Raw genomic sequence first — 22,216 nt, 5'->3', positions numbered from 1 at the left:
TCATTAAACGTCCACTCTTCTTTTTCGCTCATAATTGTTAATAGATGTGTAGAACCTATATCAACTTTTTTATTTACATAAAGCTCACTAGCTAAGAATAATAGCTCAAGCTTCTTGTTTATCTCTTCTTGGCTGCCAACAAGCTCTTCATATAAACGATAAATAGATGGCTCAATTTTTTTCACTTGATTCCAAACAGTAACCTCTGGGTAAAACCCATTTTCTAGTACTGATAGACGCGCTAAATGGTGTAAAGCATGAACCACATGATTGAATGCATCTAGATGATGATTTGACGTATAAAAGTCTTTTCCTTCTTTAAAACGGCGAATAAGCTTGGCAAATTCAATACCTATCCTCTTCACTCGATCTTCGCGCGGAAAATCCAGTAGTCTTTTTTTCAAATTTGCTACGTATTCATTACGATCAAACAGTACTTTTCCATTTAACACCCAATCAACAGTACGTCGGTTGGTACCTATCATAATCCATTCGCTGATCTGCTGTTCTGAAGCTATATAAAGAGCTGCTCTTTGTTCTTTATACTCATACTGCTTCACAAACACAGGTACCTCATTGTTACTTGTGATAATAAATAGTATGGCATCTAAGTCATCTGTAACTGGTGAATCTGTTTTCCTTTTTTCTATTAATAAAATACCTAACGTTTCTTTTTTACTTGCTCGCTCTTGGTATAGCGGTCGTAAAATATCTTCCATTCTGCAAGCTCCTCACTATCATAATTAAAGATATTGGTCTAATCTTCTTTTATATTGAAACACATTTAGTGTGAATGTTCGTGATGGACTTCCTCACAGCTTATTATAACAAATTCTCTCTTGTATTCACTCCCTAAACAGTTCTATCAGTTAATTCAACCTAAAAGACTTATTTTTCTTACAATTATGCTATATTTATAAAGTGGGAGGGAGATTTTTCATGGGAATTAAATACTCAAGTAAAATCAATAAGATCAGGACATTTGCATTAAGCTTAATTTTTATTGGCTTCATCGTGATGTATGGAGGAATCTTTTTTAAATCTTCCATGTGGCTTATGACCATTTTTATGCTATTAGGTTTACTATGTATCATTGCTAGTACCGTTGTTTACTTTTGGATTGGCATGCTTTCTACTAAAGCTGTACAGGTCACATGCCCAACCTGTAATAAACATACGAAAATGCTTGGACGAGTAGACTTATGTATGTACTGCAATGAGCCTTTGACTCTAGATCCAGCCCTTGATGGAAAAGAGTTTGATGAGAAATATAATAGAAAAGACACAAAGAAAGCTGATAGTATATCATAACTATCAGCTTTTTAATGTGCTTTTTTAGTTGTACAATCCGGACAAGTACCATAAATCTCCATACGGTGGTGACTAATCTCAAACCCGGTAATGTGCGCTGCAAGTGCTTCTACTTCATCTAATCCTGGATAATGGAAGTCAACAATTTTTCCACACTTTTCGCATATTACGTGGTAATGCTCGGTCGTAATATAATCAAAACGACTTGAAGCATCTCCGTAAGTTAGCTCTTTTACAATTCCTACTTCTTTAAAAACGCGTAGATTATTATAAACGGTTGCCACACTCATATTAGGAAATTTATCCTCCAATGCTTTATAAATATCATCAGCAGTTGGATGTGTCATTGAATTGATTAAATACTCTAAAATAGCATGACGTTGCGGTGTAATGCGAACGCCAGTTTCTTTCAGCATTTCAAGCGCTTCTTGTAAATGATTTGACACGTCATGCACCTCTCTTCTATAAGCATTCTTACTTTATAATTCTTACAATTAGTGTAACTCTTACTGCTTCACTTTGTCAATCTCATTAACAATTCCTACTATATATTATTTTTAAACGATTTTTTATTCATTCAAAAAAAAACGCGACTATCTAAGTCGCGCTTTATATCGTAACACCTGAGGAGGTATGCCCTACACTGTTATCATACGCATAACGAAAGATTTTGTTATAGACGAATGCCTTAATTATGCTAAATTTTCTTTAATAAAACGTAAAGCTTCTGCTACGTGATCTTTCACACGCACTTTGCGATATTCTTTCGCAATTTCACCGTCTTTGTTAATAATGAACGTCGAGCGCTCAATGCCCATATACTCTTTTCCAAAGTTCTTTTTTAACTTCCATACACCATATGCTTCAGCAACTTGATGATCTTCGTCTGCTAATAGTAAAAATGGTAGTCCATGTTTATCAATAAATTTTTGATGTTTATCAATTGGATCTGGACTTACGCCTAAGATAACTGCATCTAAGTCTGCAAATTCTTGATGAGCATCTCTGAAATCACATGCTTCTGTCGTACAGCCCGGCGTCATATCTTTTGGATAAAAATAAAGAACAACATTTTGACCTTTATAATCAGATAGAGCCACCTCTTCTCCATTGTTAGCTGCTAGTTTAAAATCTGGTGCTACTTCACCTACTGTTACTGTCATCTTATATCGCTCCTTTTATACAGTTCTCTATGGTTATAGGGTAACCAATTTCGCGATTTAAGACAACTTTTAAACTTTCTCATTTCGACTTACCGTGCGAATCACAAAAACAGCTGGCATCATATACCCAATGAGAGCTTCGATTGTTGCAAACATCTTTCCAATACCAACGGGATACATATCTCCATACCCTACAGAGAATAGCGTAATGGCACTAAAATACATGCTGTTGAACAGTGTATAAAAATAATGTTCTTGATGATAAAATCCTCCACTAATTACTTCTATATTACTCATTTCACAAACCGTATAGATTAAGCTAAAGCCAAGCAAAACCGTTAAATATGAATAAAGTAAAACAAAAAAATGACCAAGTGAGAAGAAATGAAATTCACCGAGCTCTTTTTCAAACAAAAATTTCATGCTTCCTACCATTAGAAACACAATGACTAGAATCAACGAAACCGTCATACGGATACTCCTTTAAGTAAAAAAGTTCTTGTATTACTATACGTTGTCCCCTACCTACTCATTACTGTTCAATAGCATAAAAAAAGCAGGCATCAGTTGCCTGCTCCTCGATACCTTTTTACACCAACATTCCATAAGACAATAGCTAGAGTAAAAAAGATAACCCCCATAACTGGAGTTAAAAATGCATAGCCATACCATTCTTCTCTTCCTAAGAAGTAAGCAGCTGGATATACTCCAACAAAGGCAAACGGTAAAATCCATGTTAGCACATAACGAATGACGTTGTTATAAATATCAACAGGATAGCGTCCATAGTTTCCAATGTTATACATCGTTGGCATAATAGACGTACGAGCATCTGACCAAAAACCTATGCTTGCGAGTGCAATAAAGATACCTGCATATACCAACGCTCCCCCGAGCACAAATAGAATAAAGATGAAAAAGTCATACCAAGCAAACGAAAGGTCTAAAATGGAGCCAGCATAAATCATCACTGCCACCCCGGTGATTGCTCCAAATAAAGACTCTAATTCCATTCTTTCTAAAATCACTTGAAACAAGCTATGAATAGGTCTTGTTAAGATACGATCCATTTCACCTTTAACAATATAGCGCTCATTAAAATCCCAAATGTTAAAGAATGAAGAGAATACCGCAAAAGGAACTAGGAAGAATCCATAAATAAAAATGATTTCTTCTCGTGACCAACCGTTGAGAAATTGAGTGTGGCCAAATACAACTAAAATAAAAATTAAGTTTACTGCTTGAAATAGTAAATCAGATACAACTTCAACAACCATATCAGCTCGGTATTGAAGTCTGGTTTTTATATATTGACTGATGTATTGAAAGAACATAGAAAAATAAAACATTGCTTACCCTCCTTGGATGACCATCTTTTTCTTTGCAACATTCCATAGAAAGACGATAGGAATAAATAAAAGCAGTGACCAAATAAGCTGTGTCACCAATGCAGTTACCACTTCACTTCCCGTAAATCCTTCTGTAAAGATCATGCTTGGAATATAGCTGATTGCTTGAAAAGGAAGATACCCCATTAAATCTTGTGCCCAAAGAGGATAAAAGCTAATTGGTAATAAAAGCCCTGAAAACAAATCTATGATAACGCGCTTTGCACGAATTAATCCATCATTATTAAACAAGAAGAATGTCGTAATTCCCGTTAATAAGTTAATTTGAGTATTAACAATAAAGCTAAAGATAATTGAAAAACTAAAATAAATCCATGTCTGTACGTGGCCTGATAAATCTATCGGGAATAAAAACCAGACAATCACCATTCCTGGAATGGAGAAGAATAGCAGTCTAAAAATCCCTTCTCCAAGCCCCTGCATCATTTTCATTCCAAGATAGTTATAGGGCTTAATTAGTTCAACCGCCACTTTCCCGTCTTTAATTTCCATAGCCATCTCACGATCAATGTTGTTGAAATAAAAGGCGCGCGCCATCCAGGACACAGCTACATATGTTGTCATCTGCGTCATTGATAGCCCTTGAATATTTTCTTTCCCTCCGTAAATAGCAGACCATAGGAAATAGTAGGCTCCAATATTAATCGCATAGATTAATATACCGCTGTAGTAATTCGTTCGATACGCAAGCATCATTAAGAAACGAATGCGTATCATTTCAATATATTTATCCATTCACAACACCTTCTTCATAGATGTTACGAATAACTTCTTCAGTTGAAATTTCATGAATACTTAAATCAGCAATTTCGTATTTCGTTGCTACTTTAGCAATTAGCTGTGACATGCTATCTCCTTTGTTCTCAAGATTAGCAACCCAGCTGTTGAGGCGGTCTCCCCTCACCCACGTAACAGGTAACCCCTGTGTAATTAATTGCAGCTGTTCTTGAAGTGGTTCTTTTGTAAATTCAAATATAACCTGTTTCATATCTCCCCAGTTAGAACGCAGCTTTTGTAGCGAACCATCATAAATAATGTTTCCTTCATCCAACATAACGACGCGCTCACATAAGGCTTCAATGTCAGCTAAATCATGCGTTGTTAATAAGATTGTTGTATTGTATTTTTCGTTAATTTCTTTTAGGAACTGACGAATTTTTAGTTTCACTAATACATCTAGCCCAATGGTTGGCTCATCTAAAAAAAGCAGCGGTGGATTATGAATAAGTGCTGCCGCTAACTCACATCGCATTCGTTGACCAAGAGATAGCTTTCTCACAGGCTTATCTAATAATGGACCAATATCCAGCGTTCGAATCACGTGCTCCATATGGTTGTTATAATCTTCATCTGATACTTTATATACTTTTTTTAGTAGCCGAAACGATTCTTGAACAGCAATATCCCACCAAAGCTGTGAACGCTGACCAAATACTACCCCAATGGTACGCGTAAACTGCTCACGCTCTTTATGAGGGTTCATTCCGTTCACTTGAATCTCACCGCCAGTTGGTGTTAAGATTCCCGTCAGCATTTTAATGGTCGTCGATTTCCCTGCTCCGTTTTCTCCGATATATCCAACCATTTCACCTTGTTTGACTGTAAACGAAATATCGTTTACAGCTTTTAATACTTTATAATTTCTTGTAAACAAGTCACGAAACGCACCTTTTAAGCCTGAACGACTCGAATAGGCCTTAAATTCTTTTCGCAACCCCTTTACCTCAATTGCATTTGTCATCTCGTTTCCTCCATCTATTCAACTAGTTTTATCTACTATTTAAATTGTTCATGCACAGTTTTCTATCATACACCTTCTACAATGTTTTTCAAGAAACAAATAAGTTTGGTAGAATAGAACGTGGAATTATACTTTAGGAGGCATATTATGCAGTTTACGAAATCAGAACAGCTTCACGGAGAAGCACTTCAACATATTGTCGGCGGTGTAAACAGTCCGTCTCGTTCATATAAAGCAGTAGGTGGCGGATCCCCAGTTGCAATGGAAAAAGCAAAAGGCGCTTATTTTTGGGATGTTGATGGAAATAAATATATTGATTATCTAGCAGCATACGGACCAATCATCACGGGTCATGCTCACCCTCACATCACAAAGGCAATTACACACGCAGCGGAAACAGGCGTATTATACGGTACTCCAACTGCTCATGAAGTAAAATTTGCAAAAATGTTAAAAGAAGCGATGCCTGCAATGGATAAAGTTCGCTTTGTCAACTCTGGAACAGAAGCTGTCATGACAACAATTCGCGTAGCGCGAGCATATACAGGTCGTGACAAAATCATTAAATTTGCTGGTTGCTACCACGGACACTCAGACCTTGTGCTTGTCGCAGCGGGATCCGGCCCTTCAACGCTTGGCACACCAGACTCAGCCGGCGTACCAAAAAGTATTGCAAAAGAAGTTATTACCGTTCCATTCAACGATATTCAACCATTTAAAGAAGCTTTAGAAAAGTGGGGAGACCAAATTGCTGGTGTCCTGGTCGAACCAATCGTAGGGAATTTTGGAATTGTCGAGCCGCATCCAGGCTTTTTAGAACAGGTAAATGAACTAACACACGCAGCAGGTGCACTTGTTATTTATGATGAAGTCATCACCGCTTTCCGATTCATGTATGGTGGTGCCCAAGACTTACTTGGTGTGAAGCCAGACTTAACAGCATTAGGAAAAATCATCGGTGGAGGCCTTCCAATCGGAGCATACGGTGGTAAACAAGAAATCATGGAAAAAGTTGCTCCTTTAGGTCCCGCTTACCAAGCTGGAACAATGGCCGGAAATCCAGCTTCCATGCTTTCTGGAATTGCGTGCTTAGAAGTATTAAAAGAAGAAGGCGTATACGACAAAATGGACAAGCTTGGTGCGATGCTTGAAGAAGGTATTTTAAAACACGCTCGTACATATAAAATGCCAATTACTATCAACCGTTTAAAAGGTGCGCTAACGCTTTACTTCACAACAGAGACAGTCACTAACTATGAACAGGCTGAAAATACAGACGGTGAATTGTTTGCAAAATTCTTCAAGCTCATGCTTCATCAAGGTATTAATTTAGCTCCTTCGAAATACGAGGCTTGGTTCTTAACAACAGAACATACGGAAGAAGATATCCATGTGACGTTAGAAGCCGTAGAAAAAGCTTTTGAGCAGCTAAGCAAAGAATTGTAATCCTTCTTTTTCTTGTAAACTAATTGAACATAAAAATACTTGTCGAAAAATCCCGTTATTTAACGGGATTTTTCTTATTCCTTCCTCTTGATATCCACATGCAAACCTTGTATAGTATGTTATTGTTTATATAATTCAAGATGGGTTATGTATACTATAAAGAAGCTTTTATTTATTTTATCAAAATCTCATGTATAGAAAGGACTATGAAAGCATGAAACTTGGTGCCCGCATTTTAAAAACGGGAATTGCCATTACACTTTCATTGTTAGTCGCTGAATTGCTCAATCTGCCATCACCCACATTCGCAGCAATCGCAGCAGTTTTTGCTATTCAGCCTTCAATTTATCGCTCGTATTTGACAGTTTTGGAGCAAATTCAAGCTAACGTCATCGGAGCGTTACTAGCAGTTGGGTTTGGACTTTTATTCGGCACACATCCGTTTATTATTGGTTTAACGGCTGTTATGGTAATTACGCTTAATTTAAAGCTAAAAATCGGCAATACAATTGGCCTTGCGCTGGTAACCGTTATTGCTATTATGGAAAGCCCTAGTGATGACTTTGTTCAGTTTGCAGTCATCCGCTTTGCAACCGTCTTATTAGGGGTCTTTTCAGCGTTTATTGTAAACTTAATTTTCTTACCACCAAAGTATGAAACAAAGCTTTATTATAAAATTGTTGGTACAACTGAAGAAATTATTAAGTGGATTCGTATGAATATCTACCATGCTTCTGAATATACGCTGTTAAAAGAAGACATTGAGAAAATCAAGGATCAGCTAACGAAAGCCAATCAGCTGTTTGATTTCTATAAAGAAGAGCGAACGAATTCAAAGAAAAAGGTATTTGTTAAATCTCGAAAACTTGTGCTTTTCCGCCAAATGATTACAACAACCTCCCATGCTCTTAAAACATTAAAGCAGTTGCATCGTCTTGAAAATGATATTCAACACATGCCACAGTCGTTTCAGAATCTCATAAAATCTGAGATGGAATGCTTGCTAATGTATCACGAGCAGGCTCTGTTAAAGTTTATTGGTAAGCTAAAGGTTCAATTAACAACATCTGTACCAACTGAAGCATATACAAAAAAGCGTGCATTAATTGATGCATTTATGAAATATAAGCTGCTTGAAGATGACGAAGATAACAAGATGTTGTATCACTTATTTCCTCTCATCGCAAGTATCATTGAATACAGTGAAGAGCTAGAGCATTTAGATCGATTAATCGATAGTTTCCACAATTATCATAAGGAAGACAATGCACTTGAAATTAATCATGAGCGAGAACAAGATTAAAAAAGCCAGGTACCTACCTGGCTTTTAATTTTGCCCTAACTGCTGTACAGTGAACAAATCATAGTAATATCCTTTTTTCTTCATTAGCTCTCCGTGAGAACCCTGTTCAACGACTTTTCCATCCTGAACGAGTACAATTTCATCCACATGTGTGATGGTTGACAAACGGTGCGCCACGATAAACGTCGTTCGTTCCTTCGCAAGCTTTTCAAGGGTTTCTTGAATGTAATGTTCACTTTCTAAGTCCAATGCAGATGTTGCCTCATCAAAAATTAAAATCGGTGGGTTTTTCAAAAATACGCGAGCAATGGAGACGCGCTGCTTTTGCCCACCTGAAAGCTTCATTCCTCTTTCTCCCACTTTCGTATCATAACCGTTGGGCAATTTCATAATGAAGTCATGTGCGTTAGCTGCTTTCGCGGCTGCTACAACGTCTTCATCTGTGGCACCCGGTTTTCCCAATAGAATATTGTTACGAATCGTATCGCTAAATAATACCGTATCCTGCAAAACGATTCCTATTTGATCGCGCAGATTTTTCGTTTGATAGTCTTTTACGTTTACACCGTCAATTAAAATTTCCCCGGAAGAGACATCATAAAAGCGTGGAATAAGGCTAATGATAGTTGATTTACCGCCACCACTCATACCTACAAACGCTACCGATTTTCCTTGTTCAACATCCAAGTTAATATCGTGCAGGATATACTCATCTTCTTCATACGCAAATGATACGTTATTAAACTGAACTGCTCCCTTAATCTCTAGAGCGTCTTTCGCATTAGGCGAGTCTACAATGTCATATTGTTCATCAATAAATTCAAACATTCGGTCCATAGAAGCAACGGACTGCGTTAATGTTGTTGATGAGTTTACAAGTCGACGCAGCGGGTTATATAACCGATCAATATAGCCTACAAACGCCACCATAGTACCAATCGATAAATTTTCGTTAATAACTTGATAACCAGCAAACGCAATAACAATTAACGGGGCTAAGTCCGTAATCGTATTCACCACTGCAAATGTCTTAGCATTCCAATTTGTATGATCAATTGCTTTTTGTAAAAAATTACGGTTCTGATCATCGAACTGCGCTTGCTCATGATTTTCAATCGCAAAGCTTCGAATAACTGAAATTCCCTGTACCCGTTCATGTAAATGACCTTGTACTTCAGCTAATGCTTGAGAGCGTACACGAGTTAAATGACGTAGCCTACCATAAAAATATCTAACGGATAAAGCGTATAATGGCAGTAAAATAATAGATACCAATGTTAGTGGCACATTCATTGTAAACATAATAATAATAGCAATTACTATGGTGAACATATCAAGCCAAACATTCATTAAACCCGTGATTACGAAGTTTTTCGTTTGCTCTACATCGTTAATAACACGCGAGATGATTTCACCTACACGCGTATTAGAATAATAACGAAGGCTGAGCTTTTGAATATGATCAAACAGCTGGTTTCGAATATCATACAATACTTTGCTTGATACCCACTGCGCATAATATTGACGATAATATTCAACTGGAGGGCGTAAAATTAAAAAAACAAAGAAAGAACCACCCATGATCATCAACAACTGCTTTACTTTTTCACTGTCTGATAATGTATCTGAATCAATAACGTCATCAAGTACGTATTTTAACAGCAGTGGAATTAATAGTGGAATTGAAAACTTTACCACACCAATTAAAACTGTTCCAACAATTTGCCACTTATACGGCTTTACAAATTCCATATACCGCCTGATGCTTCCCACTTGTTCTCTCTCCCTTCTTCCTCTAAATGGCTATGCCTATTAAGCCTCTTTTATAATGTAACATTCTGCACACTTTCATATGCGGTTTTTAAGCTCTGGTACTCAACATAAAAAAGCATCATATAGGTCAAATTTCTAGATCCTATAATGACGCTTATATCCGTGCGCTTATGCATGTCGATATGTTAAAAAACGCTCATACCACGTATCGATAAATTCTGGTGCAAACGGTCCTTTACGTTGGCGAATCCAGGTTTTCAAATGCTCAACATGAGTATGTAAAATACGGTCTACCGCTTCTGGGTAGTTCATTTCTTGACGATGTTTTTCGTACTCATCTTCATCTAGAAGCGTATAGGTCATATCTGGGTATACTTTAATATCTAAATCATAATCAATGTACTTCAGCGCTTCTTGGTCATGTGTAAATGGTGAACTAATATTGCAATAATAATAAATACCATCTTCACGAATCATACCAATCACGTTAAACCAATATTGCGAATGGAAATAACAGATGGCTGGCTCTCTTGTAATCCACGTTCTACCGTCTGATTCTGTTACGACCGTGCGATCGTTTCCTCCAATCATCAGGCTACTTGTCGATTTTAAAACCGTCGTCTGATCCCACACACGATGAAGCTTGCCATCGTGCTTATAACTGTGTATTTGAATTGTTTCTCCTTCCATTGGAAATCCCATCTCCACTCCCTACTTTCATTTTGACTATCACAATTACCTCACGTACGCTTTTAAGTAGTCACAGCCTAGTCTTATATGTCATTACTTCTTTTAGTTAAAACCATCGATGCTTTTTATCAAAGCGGTAACATATCTGCTTTCTAAACAGTGACCTTCTTTCGTATATACATTGTCCTCTCCTATTTATTATAACGGTTTCTCTTCTATTTTAAAACAAATGTGATGTGGTTCTTCTTGAATAAAAAAGCTGCACCTCTCTTTTTAGCAAGGAAACATCCTTTAAAAAGAGAGGTGCAGCTTTCCTTTAACGAGATACCGGATAGTGGGAATCCTTTTTGTATGAAGAGATAATCTCTTCTGTTTGTACCTCAAAAGTTTGCTGAATTTCTTTTAGCCTTTGCTTCATCACGCTAATTTCTCCGCGGATACAATCCAGCTTTGCTTCTGCCTGTAGTTTAATAAGCTCTTCTTCAATTTGTTGACAGCGTTCAATTTCTGATTGTAAAAACAAAAGTTGGTCCATCGTTTCTAATTGTTGAGACACTAATTTTGTAAATTGCTCCATGTCTTACTCCTCCTTCTAGTAAACAGCTCGTTCACTTCTTTCATTTCAGGTAGGTAACACATTTATAAAGCAGAATCTGTTGAAATTGAAATCAGAACGCTCTTGGGTATAAGTCCACTTTTAACATTCTGTTCTTTCACCTTTAATTCCTTTGACGAGATATGTAAAGTTTCGAGAGCTTTTGTCAAATTAAAAAGCAAAGCCATGATCCTTCATAAGAATCTTGGCTTCGCTTTTACCATTAACCTTGGTATTTACCAGAGTTTTGGTTTTTCTTTGCTTCAGCTTGTGCGTTTTGTTGCTTCACTTGTTGCACATCTGTTTCGCTAGCAAATTCTGCACCGTATTGGTTGTTTGCAGCTTGTGCGTTTTGTTGCTTTACATGTTGCGCGTTTGTTTTGTTTGGTTGTTTTGCCATTGTAATCACCTCCACAAAAATTAATATGTCCAGGTGATTACGGCGATATACACTCTTTTTTATTTTAGCTTATTACATCAGTAAAGAACGTCCGCCATCTACGATAAGCGTTTGACCACAAATCATATTGGCTTTATCCGACACTAAAAATTGAACCGCATCTACCATATCATTTGGCTCAACCATTCGACCTGTTGGCGTATGTTGACGCGCATCGTCTAACAGCTCATTGCGATTCGGGAAATGCTTTAACGCTTCGGTATCAACGGCTCCTCCAGATACAGCATTCACAATGATGTTTTTCGGAGCTAACTCTACCGCAAGATAGCGAGTTAATGCTTCAACGGCTGCTTTTGAAACTCCTACCGTTGTATAGTTTTCTAAATAGCGAATCGAGCCCAGTGAACTGATGGTTACAATTTTGCCGCCCCCGACTTTTTCCATTCTTTTTGCCGCTTCTTGCGCACAGAATAAATAACCTTTGCTGTTAATATCCATTGTCCAGTCCCAGTGTGTTTCTTCAAGCTCCATTACAGGACGTAAAACACCAGATGCTGCATTGCTAATAAATACATCCAAGCGCCCGAAAGCTTCGTCAATTTGCTCAAACATCTCTTTGATTTTTTCGACCTTACCGACGTTTGCTTTTACAACCAGCACTTCACGTCCGAGTGCTTTTACTTCTTCTGCTACTTCTAATGCTGCACTTTTGCTACGCGCATAGTTGAGGACGATATTGTATCCGTCCTTTGCAAGTCTTAGTGCAATTTCTTTTCCAATTCCACGACTGCTTCCCGTTACAAGTGCTACTTTTTGTTCCATATTATCTACTCCTTATGTATCGTTCTGTTCATATTGTACTTATATTTCTGTATAAGAAACAAGGGGAGATGAAAAAATAAGTCTGCCTAGATTCATTTGCTTACGATGCAAGAATGAGGCTTAATTAATGATAAGAAGGTGATGAAGCATGTACGTAGGTCGTGATATGACTGAATTATCAATGATGGCAAAGACCGAATGGCGAGATAATGAGCTCGCATATTTTCATCATTCCCTCCAGCAAATCATGCCTTATTTAAATACTGAAGGCCAAGGTATTCATCGTCAAATTATAGAAGAAATTGAAAATCGTGGCGGTCTGCATCGAAATGAAGCTGATTACACGCACTCCACCAACGTAATATATGATTAAACACAACAACAAAGAGACTGTGAACAACCACAGTCTCTTTTCATTAAGTAATTTTATGGTATTCCTTTAGAATTTTTTGATGAGACACCGGAAACGCATATTCTTCTATTTCTTTAACCGATACTAACTTTAAATCATCTCGGTTAGCAATATTGCCCGTGAGTACCCCTTTATACACGTTAATGTTCCACACAATGTGGGAGAACACGTGCTGAATGACTGTAAAAGGAGGGTCTAGCACCACTTCTGTATCATAATCGGCTTCAACAAAGGATGTAAGCTGAGTTTGCTCTGTCCCAATTGTAAGATCCACTTCTACATTTGGAAATTCCCACAGGTTTGCAAGTAAACCTTTATTGGGACGCTTGTGAATGAGGAAATTACCTTGTTCATCTGTAACAACAGCCGCTGCGATTTGAACAGCTCTTGGTGGTTTTTTCTTTGACTTAACCGGTAACTCCTGCTGAACACCCTGCTCAAACGCTCGACAATGCTCACGCACAGGGCACAGAAGACAGGATGGAGAAGTTGGGGTACATACAATGGCGCCTAATTCCATTAGGCCTTGATTAAAAAACGACGGGCTGTCTTTTGAAATGATTTCATGAACAACCTCTTCAAAAACCTTGCGAGTCTTTGGCTTTGCAATATCGTCCCAAATTGATAAAATACGGGACAATACTCGCATGACGTTCCCATCAACAGCTGGCTGAGGTACCCCGTATGCAATACTAAGGATGGCTCCAGTCGTATATGGTCCTACTCCTTTTAACTTTGAGATTTCATCTGGCGTGTGGGGAACTTTGCCACCGTATTGTTCGTGCACTTCGCGAACAGCTGCTTGTAAATTTCGCGCTCGTGAATAATAGCCTAGCCCTTCCCATGCTTTTAATACGTCGTCTTCAGGCGCATAGGCTAAGTCTACAATCGTTGGGAATTTCTCAATAAAATTATTAAAGTATGGAATGACTGTATCAACTCGCGTTTGTTGTAGCATAATTTCAGAAACCCATACTTTATAGGGATCTTGATCTTGTCGCCATGGTAAAATGCGCTGTTCTGTCTCAAACCATGAGATAAGATCGTGCTGAAATTGTTCTATTTGAAAATCTTTGACAATATCTTTACTTTGTTTCACGTTATATCCTCCGAGGTATGAGCTATATATATACAATGTATTGGTATTGAAATATTGTTCTGTTTCTATTCATGTTATACTCTAAACACACTTGCTTCTATCTGAAAAGTAAGGTTAAGCAAATAAGGAGGTTGCTTTAATGGATACTGGTACACATATTGCAATGGGAATCGCCATCGGTGCACTTGCTACTTTAGATCCTGTTGTCGCGGCAAGCAGTGTCACCACAGAAGCCGTAATGATTGGCGTTATTGCCGGTTCATTAGCACCTGATTTAGATACGATTTTAAAACTTAAAAATAATGCTCACTACATTCGAAATCATCGCGGAATCACGCATTCAATTCCAGCAGTGGCGCTTTGGCCCTTGCTTATTATTGTAATTGTTTCGCTGTTTTTTCCAAACGCTAATTTATTCCACTTATGGATTTGGACTTTTGCTGCCGTTATCATTCACGTTTTTGTTGATGTGTTTAATGCTTACGGCACACAAGCCTTAAGGCCATTTACTGATAAATGGATTGCGCTCGGTGTTATTAATACATTTGACTACTTTATCTTTGCTGTCCATGTTGTTGCCATCTTAATTTGGTTCTTAGGAATGAGTCCTGGCCCAACCTTTATTACCATGTACAGTATTATTGCTTTGTACTATGTATGGCGCTTTTACATGAGACACCAAATTGCAAAGAAAATACGCCAGAAGTTTCCGGACGTGGTAAAAATGAATATTTCACCAACGATTCGCTTTACACACTGGCACCTAGCCATCACAACCAAAGAAAACTTCCACGTTGGGCGCGCAGTTGGCCAGAAAATCTTTATTTACGATACATTTAAAAAGATTCCTATTCCTGAGTCTGACATAATTGATGTTGCTAAACGTGATGAAAACCTGGCTGCATTCTTATCTTTTTCCCCAATTTATCGTTGGGAAGTTGATGAATACAGCGATCATATTGAAGTTCGCTTCATTGACCTTCGCTATCGTAGCAAAGATTATTACCCGTTTGTAGCAGTGGTTCAGCTTGATTATGATTTGAATATTATTTGTTCGTATACAGGATGGATTTTTAGTGAGAAAAAGCTTCGTAAAAAGCTCGACTATCTTCCTCACTAAGCGATTTGAGCACCTAAAGCCCCCTAAGCTAGAGCCAGGGGGCTTTTCATTTGTAAATTAATGCTTTAAATAATCATCGTTATTTAATAAGTGCTTATATTTTGGGTTTTTGACCGCCACTTCATGAAGCTTATCCCCATAGTGGTTAATGTACATTTTTACAACTTGCTCTGCAGCTTCTTTTCCCTTGTATTCATAGCCTGCTTTTGCATACGTTGACTCGAAATCTTCCCAAAATAGCTCCACCCACGTTCTTGCTTGTGCATAAGAAAGTGTATCATTTTTTGCAAGTAATTGATTTGTGAGTCTTTCAAAAATATCTTCCATATAAACACCTCTATTACCAAATTATTCATGAGTAAACGATTGGTTTCGACTTACACTAAGTCAAGGGGAGTATAGCTTTCCCTGACTTACTATATCATACACACAACAAATTCTTTTGTAAAAGGGGCAGTCTTGAATGCGTAATAAAGAAAAAAACTTTCCAAATCAATCAAACAACAAACTAGAAGGTGAGCCACGCGCTAAAGCTGAATTCGCTTCAAAACGCGCTGATGGAACAATTAACACAAACCCACAGGAGCGTATGCACGCATCTAACCAACGTACAGACGGCTAACAAAATAAAAGCACGAATTGATCGCCGTCAATTCGTGCTTTGTTTTATGAATCGCTCTTAAGCATTGAGATTGGTAGTGCTTCTTCTTTCTCAGAGGTTCCTAAACGAAACCCCCAAGCAAACACTCCATTCATGTAATCAATTTTAAAATATTGACCTGGAGCTCCTTCAATTTCATATACTTCACCAGGTTTGTATGAAGATGGATCCAACAAGTACGACTTAGCCATCACAATTTTTCTTTCTAATACGGCATACTCGTTAATCATCCCTAATTGCTCAGCTTTTCGTGCTTTATCATTTAGCACGCTAATCTCTTGCTGAATCTCATACGTACTCATTTCACTATACCTTTTGTCTGACACGATGTTTCCCCCTTTTGTTCCTTTCTTTTTATTATAACAAAAGGTATAACTAAAAGGAGAGCAATATAAGGAGGCGCTTACATGAAAACAATATTAATTACGGGCGGAGCAACGGGTCTTGGCAACGAGCTTGCTAAGCTATATGTACAAAATGGCGATCAAGTCATTTTATTAGGCAGAAATGAAGAAAGACTGAATAAAACACAAGAAGAGTTAGGTACAAGCTGCATTGCCACCGTTTCAGCGGACTTGACTAATTACCAAGAGCTTACACAAAAAATGGATAATCTTTTGTCTTTTCACTCCGTTGACGTTTTAGTTAACAACGCAGGTATGGGACATTTTGGACCACTTACAAGCTACACAAAAGAGATGATTGATGAGGTCATTGATACCAATGTTAAAGGAACAATTTACCTCACACAAGCCCTGCTACCTCATCTACAAACACGTGAGCAAGCCTCTATCTTAACCATCATCTCAACTGCTGGGCTGCGCGGAAAGAAAAACGAATCCGTTTATGTCGCAAGTAAATTTGCGCTCAGAGGATTTGTTGAAAGTTTAAAAGTAGAATGTGAGCACACTTCTGTTTCATGCACTGCTGCTTATATGGGCGGAATGGATACGCCTTTTTGGGACAACAGCGATCATATCGCGGATAAAAGCCGCTTAAAGCATCCAAGTGAAGTAGCTAGCATTATTTTCAACCAGCGTATGACAAAGAAAGACATTATGATGTAACATACACAAAAGCCTTGCTGACAGCAAGGCTTTATTCTTCTTCCAAGGATGAAATAAACGCTTCAATTTGATCAATTGAAAAGCCTTTTCGATAGAGGTTCTGCTTCATTTTTTGCTCATACTCCCAGCCGCTATACTTCGCGTATTTCCTATGAGCCTTCATGCCTTGTTGTGTAAGAGCTTGCCATTCTTCATCACTATTTTTTTCAACATCCACGTGCTGCATGGCTTCGTTAATAATGCTAAAAGAATAACCTTTGTTCACTAAAAACTGCTCAATCTTTTGCTTCATGACGATTTCTGAGTACTTTTTATATTTTCCCTTTAACTTTGCAATGAGCTTCATTACTGTTTCAATTTGCTCTTCTTTTGAGAAATGTTCAAGCGTAGACTGAACGATGTCTGGTTTAATCCCTTTTTCTTGAAGCTCTCGTTTAATAACGCTCGGCCCTTTTGACGTAGTGTTAACCTGCGTAAGCACGTAGGCTTTGGCAAACTCTTCATCATTTAAATACCTGTGAGAATCTAACCTTTGAATCACCTGCTGAACAATCATATCTCCTACTTCTTTTTTCTTTAAATAATCTCTTACTTCTTTTTCAGAGCGCATTCGATATGAGAGATAGGTTACCGCTAAGTTATAAGCTTTTTTTTCCTCATCTGCAAATTGAATTTCCGCTAGTTCAAACTCATCCAACACTCGTCCTTTTTTCAAGTCATACTGAATGAGAACATTGGCATCAACACCAAAAGCAAATTCTTCGCCTTTTCCTTGATCTATATAAACATTAAATCTCTCTGCGCTATTCTTTTGCGTTGTAATTTTCGTAATAACCGTCATTTTTTCACCTCATCCAATTCAACAAAAAAATTCTTCTTGGCTCATCATATCACACTGAACCAAGAAGAACGTATCCGTTGCTTTTAAATTAAGATGCTACGGTTGCTTTTAATAATTTCCGCATATCGATATGCACTATCTTTCCAAATTCGCTCTTGAGAATCAAAATCTACATAGAGGATTCCAAAGCGTTTATCGTAACCAAAGCTCCACTCAAAGTTATCCATTAATGACCATAAATAATAGCCTTCAATACCCATTCCTTCTTCATTGAGTTCATGTACAGCCTGTAAATGTTGCTCCACGTACTCTACACGACCTGCATCATGAACGCGGCCATTTTCAACAATATCATCAAACGCTGCGTAAATAAACAGCTTGATTGCTTTTGCCTTTCCAGATCCGGGTGTTTTAATCGAAACCTTAGTCTCTAACGATTGACTTTGCTTACTTTTATTCACCACAGGTCGTTCTATCATTGTTTACACCTGCTTTTCCTTTTTATTTTGGTTACCGTACATTCCTTTGAAGACAAAAATAGAGAAAATAACGGTAATGATAAATAATCCGTAGGCAACTGCTGATGCGTAGCCGTAGTTGTTGTATTTAAATGCTTGGTTATATAGAGATATAGCACCATCGTATTTAAAGCTCCGTCTGGAGAACCAACGCCATCCGTTAACAACATTGGTAAATCAAATAACTGCAGGCCGCCAATAAGAGACGTAATCATGATATACAGTAAAATTGGCTTTAATAATGGCAGCGTAATTTTCGTAAACGTTTGCCAGTGGTTAGCTCCATCAACTAGAGCAGCTTCGTAGTAATCTCTTGAAATACCAGAAACCCCAGCCATAACGACGATAAATGAATGACCAAATTCGTAAATCGACGCCCTTATCGACTGACAAGCTCAACTGGAATGACGTTGGATGAGATCACTTTTTTCTTGTGAGTGATTTGTTCAATTAAAATTTGTGCAGCTTGATTTCCCATTAAATCCGTATCTTGCCTAATCGTTGTCAACTTCGGGGTAATATACTGTACCATGTCAATATCATCAAATCCAATAATTGAGATATCTTCCGGCACTCGAAGCCCTCGCTCTTTTATCGCTTCAATTGCACCAATCTCCATATGGTCACCAGCTGTAAATACTGCGGTTGGCTGAACCTCTAAATCTAAAAGCTTATTCATTGCTAGCTTTCCTTCTTCAATTGAAAAGAAGCCACCGTCTACAAGATAACCGTCTCGAATTGATAAGCCTATTTCTTGCATTCCCTTCTGGTACCCTTTTGCTCTCGCTTCTCCAACAGCATTTATAAAACTGCCTGCAATATGAGCAATTCTTTCATGACCGAGTGAATGTAAATGTTGAACAGCTAGCTTTCCTCCTTCCACATTATCAGAATAAACCGTACTGCACGGAGCTTCCATCATATCAATGACAACAATGGGAAGCTTGCTGTTAATTAAATCTTGAATTTGAGAGTCATCAGCACGCGAACAAAATACAATAACTCCGTCTACGCCTCGGTACATAAAATGTTCCAAATAACTAACATCACGATTGCGTAAATTTCGCGAAGCAAAGATGAGATCGTATCCTTCACGCTCGGCATGTTTCCTAAAACTTTCAATCACAGCGTTAAAAAATGGATGCTTCATACCAACGCCGTTTTCTTCAGCAAACACAACGCCAATTATGTGGGACTTCTTTGTAGAAAGTGATTGAGCATTGGAGTTAGGCAAATAGCCCATCTCAGCCGCGGCCCGTAAAATTTCTTGCTTCATTTTTTCACTAACGTCTGAATAGTTATTTAAAGCTTTTGATACAGTTGTACTTGAAAAACCCGTTTTCTTTGCAACATCATAAATTGTAACCATTGTTTTCTCCTCTGTTACGAAAGCACTTTCGATAGCGTCGTTATAACGCATTCATTTTATATAGACAATACTTATTTTAAAATTTTCATTATATGATCTAACAAAAAGAAATGTTTTTTTCGATAAAAAAAGGGTTTTATAACTATAAGTACTAATATAAGAACAATGATTGAAACCATCGTTTTGGTAAACAATAGAGCTAGTATTAGGTGGTACTTATCAAAAAGGAGGAATGAAAATGAAAGTTGTGATTGCTGGCGGTACGGGTTTTGTAGGAAAAGCACTCGTGCATGATTTACTAAAAAAACAGCATGAAGTATACGTGTTAACACGGAATGCTAATAAACCCTCTCACAATCCTAACCTTCACTATGTAGAATGGCTAAAAGAAAATGCTAAGCCTGAAGATGTTATTCAGAGGGCTGATGCCTTTATTAATCTAGCAGGCGTTTCGTTGAATAGCGGTAGATGGACAGAGGAACGAAAACAAGCGATTGTCCAAAGTCGAGTTTCTTCTACTCGTGAAATCATTCGAATTATGGATAGCTTAGAAAGAAAACCTTCTGCTTATATTAACGCAAGCGCTGTAGGTTATTACGGAACATCGGAACACGATACCTTCACTGAAACGTCTCCATCCGTTGGTGATGACTTTTTAGCTGAAACGGTTAAAATGTGGGAAAAAGAGGCATCGAAAGCTAAAGATTTAGGAATTCGCACTGTATTTACGCGCTTTGGCGTTATTTTAGGAAAAGAAGGCGGCGCATTATCAATGATTGCCTTGCCTTATCGTTTTTTTGCAGGAGGAACAGTTGGCTCAGGAAATCAATGGCTCTCTTGGGTGCACATTAAAGACGTTGTGGGAATAATTCAGTTTGCGATAGAGAACCAAGACGTACAAGGACCTGTTAACGTCACAGCACCTACCCCTATCCAAATGAAAGAGTTTGGTCAAACTGTGGGTGCAGTTTTACACCGTCCTCACTGGCTTCCAGCCCCTAGTTTTGGCCTGAAGCTTATGCTTGGCGAAATGAGTATGATTATTTTAGAAGGACAACGCGTAATTCCTGAAAAAATGATGCAACACAACTACCATTTTACATATACTAAATTAGAAAATGCATTACAAGACTTATTATAACGGTGTATGAATGTATCAGATAAGGAGTTTGCTATGAAAGCGACACTATTTAAAAACGCTACAGTTTATCCAATTACATCACGGGCAGTACCTAACTGCGACGTACTTGTTGCTAATGGAAAAATTAAAGATGTTGGGCCGAACTTACAGCCTCCTCTTCAAGTGGAAGTCGTAGATTGTAAAAACCGATACTTATTTCCTGGGTTTATTGATGTTCATACACACCTTGGACTCTATGACGAAGGCACGGGTTGGGCTGGTAATGATGCAAATGAAACTATCGAGCCGCTCACTCCACATATTCGAGCATTGGATAGCGTACATCCACTTGATTCTGCATTCAAAGACGCTGTTCAGCACGGCATAACAACCGCTCATATTATGCCAGGAAGCGCAAACGTAATCGGCGGTACAACTTCTGTGATTAAAACTACTGGCACCAACATCTCAAACATGCTCATCCAAGAAACTGCTGGTCTGAAAATTGCGCTTGGTGAAAACCCTAAGCGAATTCACAGTCATGGAAACAAAGAATCCATCACTCGCATGGGCATTATGGGGATGCTTCGCGAAGCGTTCTATGAAGCAAAATATTGTGACAATACCGACAGTTTACGAATCAAGCCTCTTGTGCAGGCTTTGCAACGTGAAATTCCTGTTCGAATTCACGCTCATCGCGCGGATGATATTTTATCTGCTTTACGTTTTGCGGATGAATTTAATTTAGATATCCGTATTGAACACTGCACCGAAGGTCATTTGATTGCTCATGAGCTAGCTTCTAGAAACTTAAAGGTTTGTGTTGGACCTACGCTAACAAGACGATCAAAGATTGAGCTCAAAAATAAAAGCTGGGAAACCTATCAAGCACTTTGGAATCAAGGCGTAGAAGTGTCCATTACAACTGACCACCCCTACACGCCGATTCAATATTTAAATATTTGTGCTTCCATTGCTGTACGAGAAGGCTTAGATGAACAAAAAGCACTCGAAGGTATTACAATTGCAGCTGCCAGAAACCTGCGGGTTGATCACCGTGTTGGCAGCATTGAACGTAATAAAGACGCTGATTTAGTACTATGGAATTACCACCCTTTTCACTACCTGGCTAAACCTTTAGTAACAATGATTAATGGAAAGATATTATTTAAAAAAAATTAACAAAATAACTATTTTCAATTTCAAATTTTTTTAGTATGATACGTACAGAAACATATGAAAAAAACAAATCTATACACATCACTTGTTAACATTTGAAATCGTTGACTTGTAATGGGAAGGCAAATGGTGCGCCACCAGGTAACTGGTTCTAGTGGGTTCGATTCCCACCCCGAA

Annotated in this window: 28 protein-coding genes (1 of these 28 cut by a window edge); 9 read left to right on the top strand and 19 right to left on the bottom strand. The window is 38.0% G+C overall.

The window, feature by feature from the left end; genetic code table 11:
* Positions 1 to 719, bottom strand: partial view of a nucleotidyltransferase-like protein gene (locus MKZ18_RS02710; RefSeq protein ID WP_025909550.1) — the 5' portion only. Its footprint begins 151 nt before the window's first position; 719 of the gene's 870 nt are visible here — the first part of the coding sequence; its start codon is at positions 717 to 719; the stop codon falls past the left edge of the window.
* Positions 720 to 939: 220 nt separating this feature from the next.
* Between MKZ18_RS02710 and MKZ18_RS02705 the strand changes: the two genes are divergently transcribed.
* Positions 940 to 1,311, top strand: coding sequence for a YgzB family protein (locus MKZ18_RS02705; RefSeq protein WP_025909549.1), 372 nt, complete (start codon positions 940 to 942; stop codon positions 1,309 to 1,311).
* An 11-nt stretch (positions 1,312 to 1,322) separates the two neighbouring features.
* Here the strand turns inward: MKZ18_RS02705 and perR are convergent, their stop codons facing one another.
* The 6 genes from perR to MKZ18_RS02675 form a co-directional block, all read right to left on the bottom strand.
* Positions 1,323 to 1,727: a peroxide-responsive transcriptional repressor PerR gene (perR, locus tag MKZ18_RS02700; protein ID WP_061786178.1), complete on the bottom strand. Its 405-nt coding sequence runs from the start codon at positions 1,725 to 1,727 to the stop codon at positions 1,323 to 1,325.
* Between the two features lie 276 nt (positions 1,728 to 2,003).
* The gene (gene bcp, locus MKZ18_RS02695; protein ID WP_025909547.1) at positions 2,004 to 2,474 is read right to left on the bottom strand and encodes a thioredoxin-dependent thiol peroxidase; all 471 of its coding nucleotides are present in this window, start codon (positions 2,472 to 2,474) and stop codon (positions 2,004 to 2,006) included.
* A gap of 69 nt (positions 2,475 to 2,543) precedes the next feature.
* Positions 2,544 to 2,945: a potassium channel family protein gene (locus MKZ18_RS02690; protein WP_061786177.1), complete on the bottom strand. Its 402-nt coding sequence runs from the start codon at positions 2,943 to 2,945 to the stop codon at positions 2,544 to 2,546.
* Positions 2,946 to 3,037: 92 nt separating this feature from the next.
* On the bottom strand, positions 3,038 to 3,823 hold the full coding sequence (locus tag MKZ18_RS02685; RefSeq protein ID WP_025909545.1) for an ABC transporter permease: 786 nt from the start codon (positions 3,821 to 3,823) through the stop codon (positions 3,038 to 3,040).
* A gap of 3 nt (positions 3,824 to 3,826) precedes the next feature.
* Positions 3,827 to 4,618 (bottom strand): ABC transporter permease, encoded by a 792-nt coding sequence (locus MKZ18_RS02680; protein WP_025909544.1) that lies wholly within the window; start codon positions 4,616 to 4,618, stop codon positions 3,827 to 3,829.
* Complete coding sequence (locus MKZ18_RS02675; RefSeq protein ID WP_144594290.1) at positions 4,611 to 5,624, bottom strand: ABC transporter ATP-binding protein; 1,014 nt, start codon at positions 5,622 to 5,624, stop codon at positions 4,611 to 4,613. Before MKZ18_RS02675 ends, MKZ18_RS02680 begins: the two co-directional genes overlap by 8 nt.
* A gap of 147 nt (positions 5,625 to 5,771) precedes the next feature.
* Here MKZ18_RS02675 and MKZ18_RS02670 point away from each other — a divergent pair, with 147 nt between their 5' ends.
* A complete protein-coding gene (locus MKZ18_RS02670; RefSeq protein WP_061786175.1) occupies positions 5,772 to 7,070 on the top strand; it encodes a glutamate-1-semialdehyde 2,1-aminomutase in 1,299 nt (432 codons plus the stop codon).
* Between the two features lie 214 nt (positions 7,071 to 7,284).
* Positions 7,285 to 8,373 carry an FUSC family protein gene (locus MKZ18_RS02665; protein ID WP_025909541.1) on the top strand — a complete coding sequence of 363 codons (1,089 nt, stop codon included), beginning with the start codon at positions 7,285 to 7,287 and terminating at the stop codon, positions 8,371 to 8,373.
* 24 nt (positions 8,374 to 8,397) lie between these two features.
* Here the strand turns inward: MKZ18_RS02665 and MKZ18_RS02660 are convergent, their stop codons facing one another.
* The 5 genes from MKZ18_RS02660 to fabL form a co-directional block, all read right to left on the bottom strand.
* On the bottom strand, positions 8,398 to 10,146 hold the full coding sequence (locus tag MKZ18_RS02660; RefSeq protein WP_061786174.1) for an ABC transporter ATP-binding protein: 1,749 nt from the start codon (positions 10,144 to 10,146) through the stop codon (positions 8,398 to 8,400).
* 168 nt (positions 10,147 to 10,314) lie between these two features.
* The gene (gene ntdP / locus MKZ18_RS02655; RefSeq protein ID WP_025909539.1) at positions 10,315 to 10,848 is read right to left on the bottom strand and encodes a nucleoside tri-diphosphate phosphatase; all 534 of its coding nucleotides are present in this window, start codon (positions 10,846 to 10,848) and stop codon (positions 10,315 to 10,317) included.
* A 304-nt stretch (positions 10,849 to 11,152) separates the two neighbouring features.
* Complete coding sequence (locus MKZ18_RS02650; protein ID WP_025909538.1) at positions 11,153 to 11,413, bottom strand: YgaB family protein; 261 nt, start codon at positions 11,411 to 11,413, stop codon at positions 11,153 to 11,155.
* 241 nt (positions 11,414 to 11,654) lie between these two features.
* Entirely contained in the window at positions 11,655 to 11,831 is a 177-nt protein-coding gene (locus tag MKZ18_RS02645; protein ID WP_078990317.1) for a gamma-type small acid-soluble spore protein, read from the bottom strand.
* Positions 11,832 to 11,903: 72 nt separating this feature from the next.
* Entirely contained in the window at positions 11,904 to 12,653 is a 750-nt protein-coding gene (gene fabL, locus MKZ18_RS02640) for an enoyl-[acyl-carrier-protein] reductase FabL (protein ID WP_025909537.1), read from the bottom strand.
* Positions 12,654 to 12,801: 148 nt separating this feature from the next.
* On the opposite strand from fabL, the gene MKZ18_RS02635 reads away from it, so the two are divergent.
* Positions 12,802 to 13,026, top strand: a complete 225-nt coding sequence (locus MKZ18_RS02635) for a hypothetical protein (protein ID WP_061786171.1) — start codon at positions 12,802 to 12,804, stop codon at positions 13,024 to 13,026.
* A gap of 43 nt (positions 13,027 to 13,069) precedes the next feature.
* Here the strand turns inward: MKZ18_RS02635 and mutY are convergent, their stop codons facing one another.
* Positions 13,070 to 14,164 (bottom strand): A/G-specific adenine glycosylase, encoded by a 1,095-nt coding sequence (gene mutY / locus MKZ18_RS02630; RefSeq protein ID WP_076512914.1) that lies wholly within the window; start codon positions 14,162 to 14,164, stop codon positions 13,070 to 13,072.
* 139 nt (positions 14,165 to 14,303) lie between these two features.
* On the opposite strand from mutY, the gene MKZ18_RS02625 reads away from it, so the two are divergent.
* Positions 14,304 to 15,284 (top strand): metal-dependent hydrolase, encoded by a 981-nt coding sequence (locus MKZ18_RS02625; protein WP_061786169.1) that lies wholly within the window; start codon positions 14,304 to 14,306, stop codon positions 15,282 to 15,284.
* 57 nt (positions 15,285 to 15,341) lie between these two features.
* On the opposite strand, the gene MKZ18_RS02620 is transcribed toward MKZ18_RS02625, so the two are convergent.
* Positions 15,342 to 15,611: a YfhJ family protein gene (locus MKZ18_RS02620; RefSeq protein WP_025909533.1), complete on the bottom strand. Its 270-nt coding sequence runs from the start codon at positions 15,609 to 15,611 to the stop codon at positions 15,342 to 15,344.
* Between the two features lie 136 nt (positions 15,612 to 15,747).
* On the opposite strand from MKZ18_RS02620, the gene MKZ18_RS02615 reads away from it, so the two are divergent.
* A complete protein-coding gene (locus tag MKZ18_RS02615) occupies positions 15,748 to 15,906 on the top strand; it encodes a small, acid-soluble spore protein K (RefSeq protein WP_025909532.1) in 159 nt (52 codons plus the stop codon).
* A gap of 44 nt (positions 15,907 to 15,950) precedes the next feature.
* Here the strand turns inward: MKZ18_RS02615 and MKZ18_RS02610 are convergent, their stop codons facing one another.
* Entirely contained in the window at positions 15,951 to 16,271 is a 321-nt protein-coding gene (locus MKZ18_RS02610) for a YfhH family protein (protein WP_025909531.1), read from the bottom strand.
* Between the two features lie 81 nt (positions 16,272 to 16,352).
* On the opposite strand from MKZ18_RS02610, the gene MKZ18_RS02605 reads away from it, so the two are divergent.
* Positions 16,353 to 17,012 (top strand): SDR family oxidoreductase, encoded by a 660-nt coding sequence (locus MKZ18_RS02605; protein ID WP_061786516.1) that lies wholly within the window; start codon positions 16,353 to 16,355, stop codon positions 17,010 to 17,012.
* Between the two features lie 31 nt (positions 17,013 to 17,043).
* Here the strand turns inward: MKZ18_RS02605 and recX are convergent, their stop codons facing one another.
* From recX to MKZ18_RS02585, 4 genes are all read right to left on the bottom strand, one after another.
* Entirely contained in the window at positions 17,044 to 17,853 is an 810-nt protein-coding gene (gene recX / locus MKZ18_RS02600) for a recombination regulator RecX (RefSeq protein ID WP_061786517.1), read from the bottom strand.
* Positions 17,854 to 17,936: 83 nt separating this feature from the next.
* Entirely contained in the window at positions 17,937 to 18,332 is a 396-nt protein-coding gene (locus MKZ18_RS02595; protein WP_061786518.1) for a family 1 glycosylhydrolase, read from the bottom strand.
* Entirely contained in the window at positions 18,329 to 18,709 is a 381-nt protein-coding gene (locus tag MKZ18_RS02590; RefSeq protein WP_235859260.1) for a carbohydrate ABC transporter permease, read from the bottom strand. Before MKZ18_RS02590 ends, MKZ18_RS02595 begins: the two co-directional genes overlap by 4 nt.
* Before the next feature lie 41 nt (positions 18,710 to 18,750).
* Entirely contained in the window at positions 18,751 to 19,740 is a 990-nt protein-coding gene (locus tag MKZ18_RS02585) for a LacI family DNA-binding transcriptional regulator (RefSeq protein ID WP_340842942.1), read from the bottom strand.
* 238 nt (positions 19,741 to 19,978) lie between these two features.
* On the opposite strand from MKZ18_RS02585, the gene MKZ18_RS02580 reads away from it, so the two are divergent.
* Both MKZ18_RS02580 and MKZ18_RS02575 read left to right on the top strand, forming a co-directional pair.
* Positions 19,979 to 20,881, top strand: coding sequence for a TIGR01777 family oxidoreductase (locus MKZ18_RS02580; protein ID WP_025909525.1), 903 nt, complete (start codon positions 19,979 to 19,981; stop codon positions 20,879 to 20,881).
* A 33-nt stretch (positions 20,882 to 20,914) separates the two neighbouring features.
* Complete coding sequence (locus tag MKZ18_RS02575) at positions 20,915 to 22,042, top strand: amidohydrolase (RefSeq protein WP_061786520.1); 1,128 nt, start codon at positions 20,915 to 20,917, stop codon at positions 22,040 to 22,042.
* Positions 22,043 to 22,216 lie beyond the last annotated feature (174 nt).

This window comes from Priestia sp. FSL W8-0001 (assembly GCF_038050335.1).
Taxonomy (GTDB): Bacteria; Bacillota; Bacilli; order Bacillales; family Bacillaceae_H; genus Priestia; species Priestia flexa.
The sequence above is the reverse complement of the archived record's forward strand: the minus strand, read 5'-3'. Positions and strand labels throughout refer to the sequence as shown.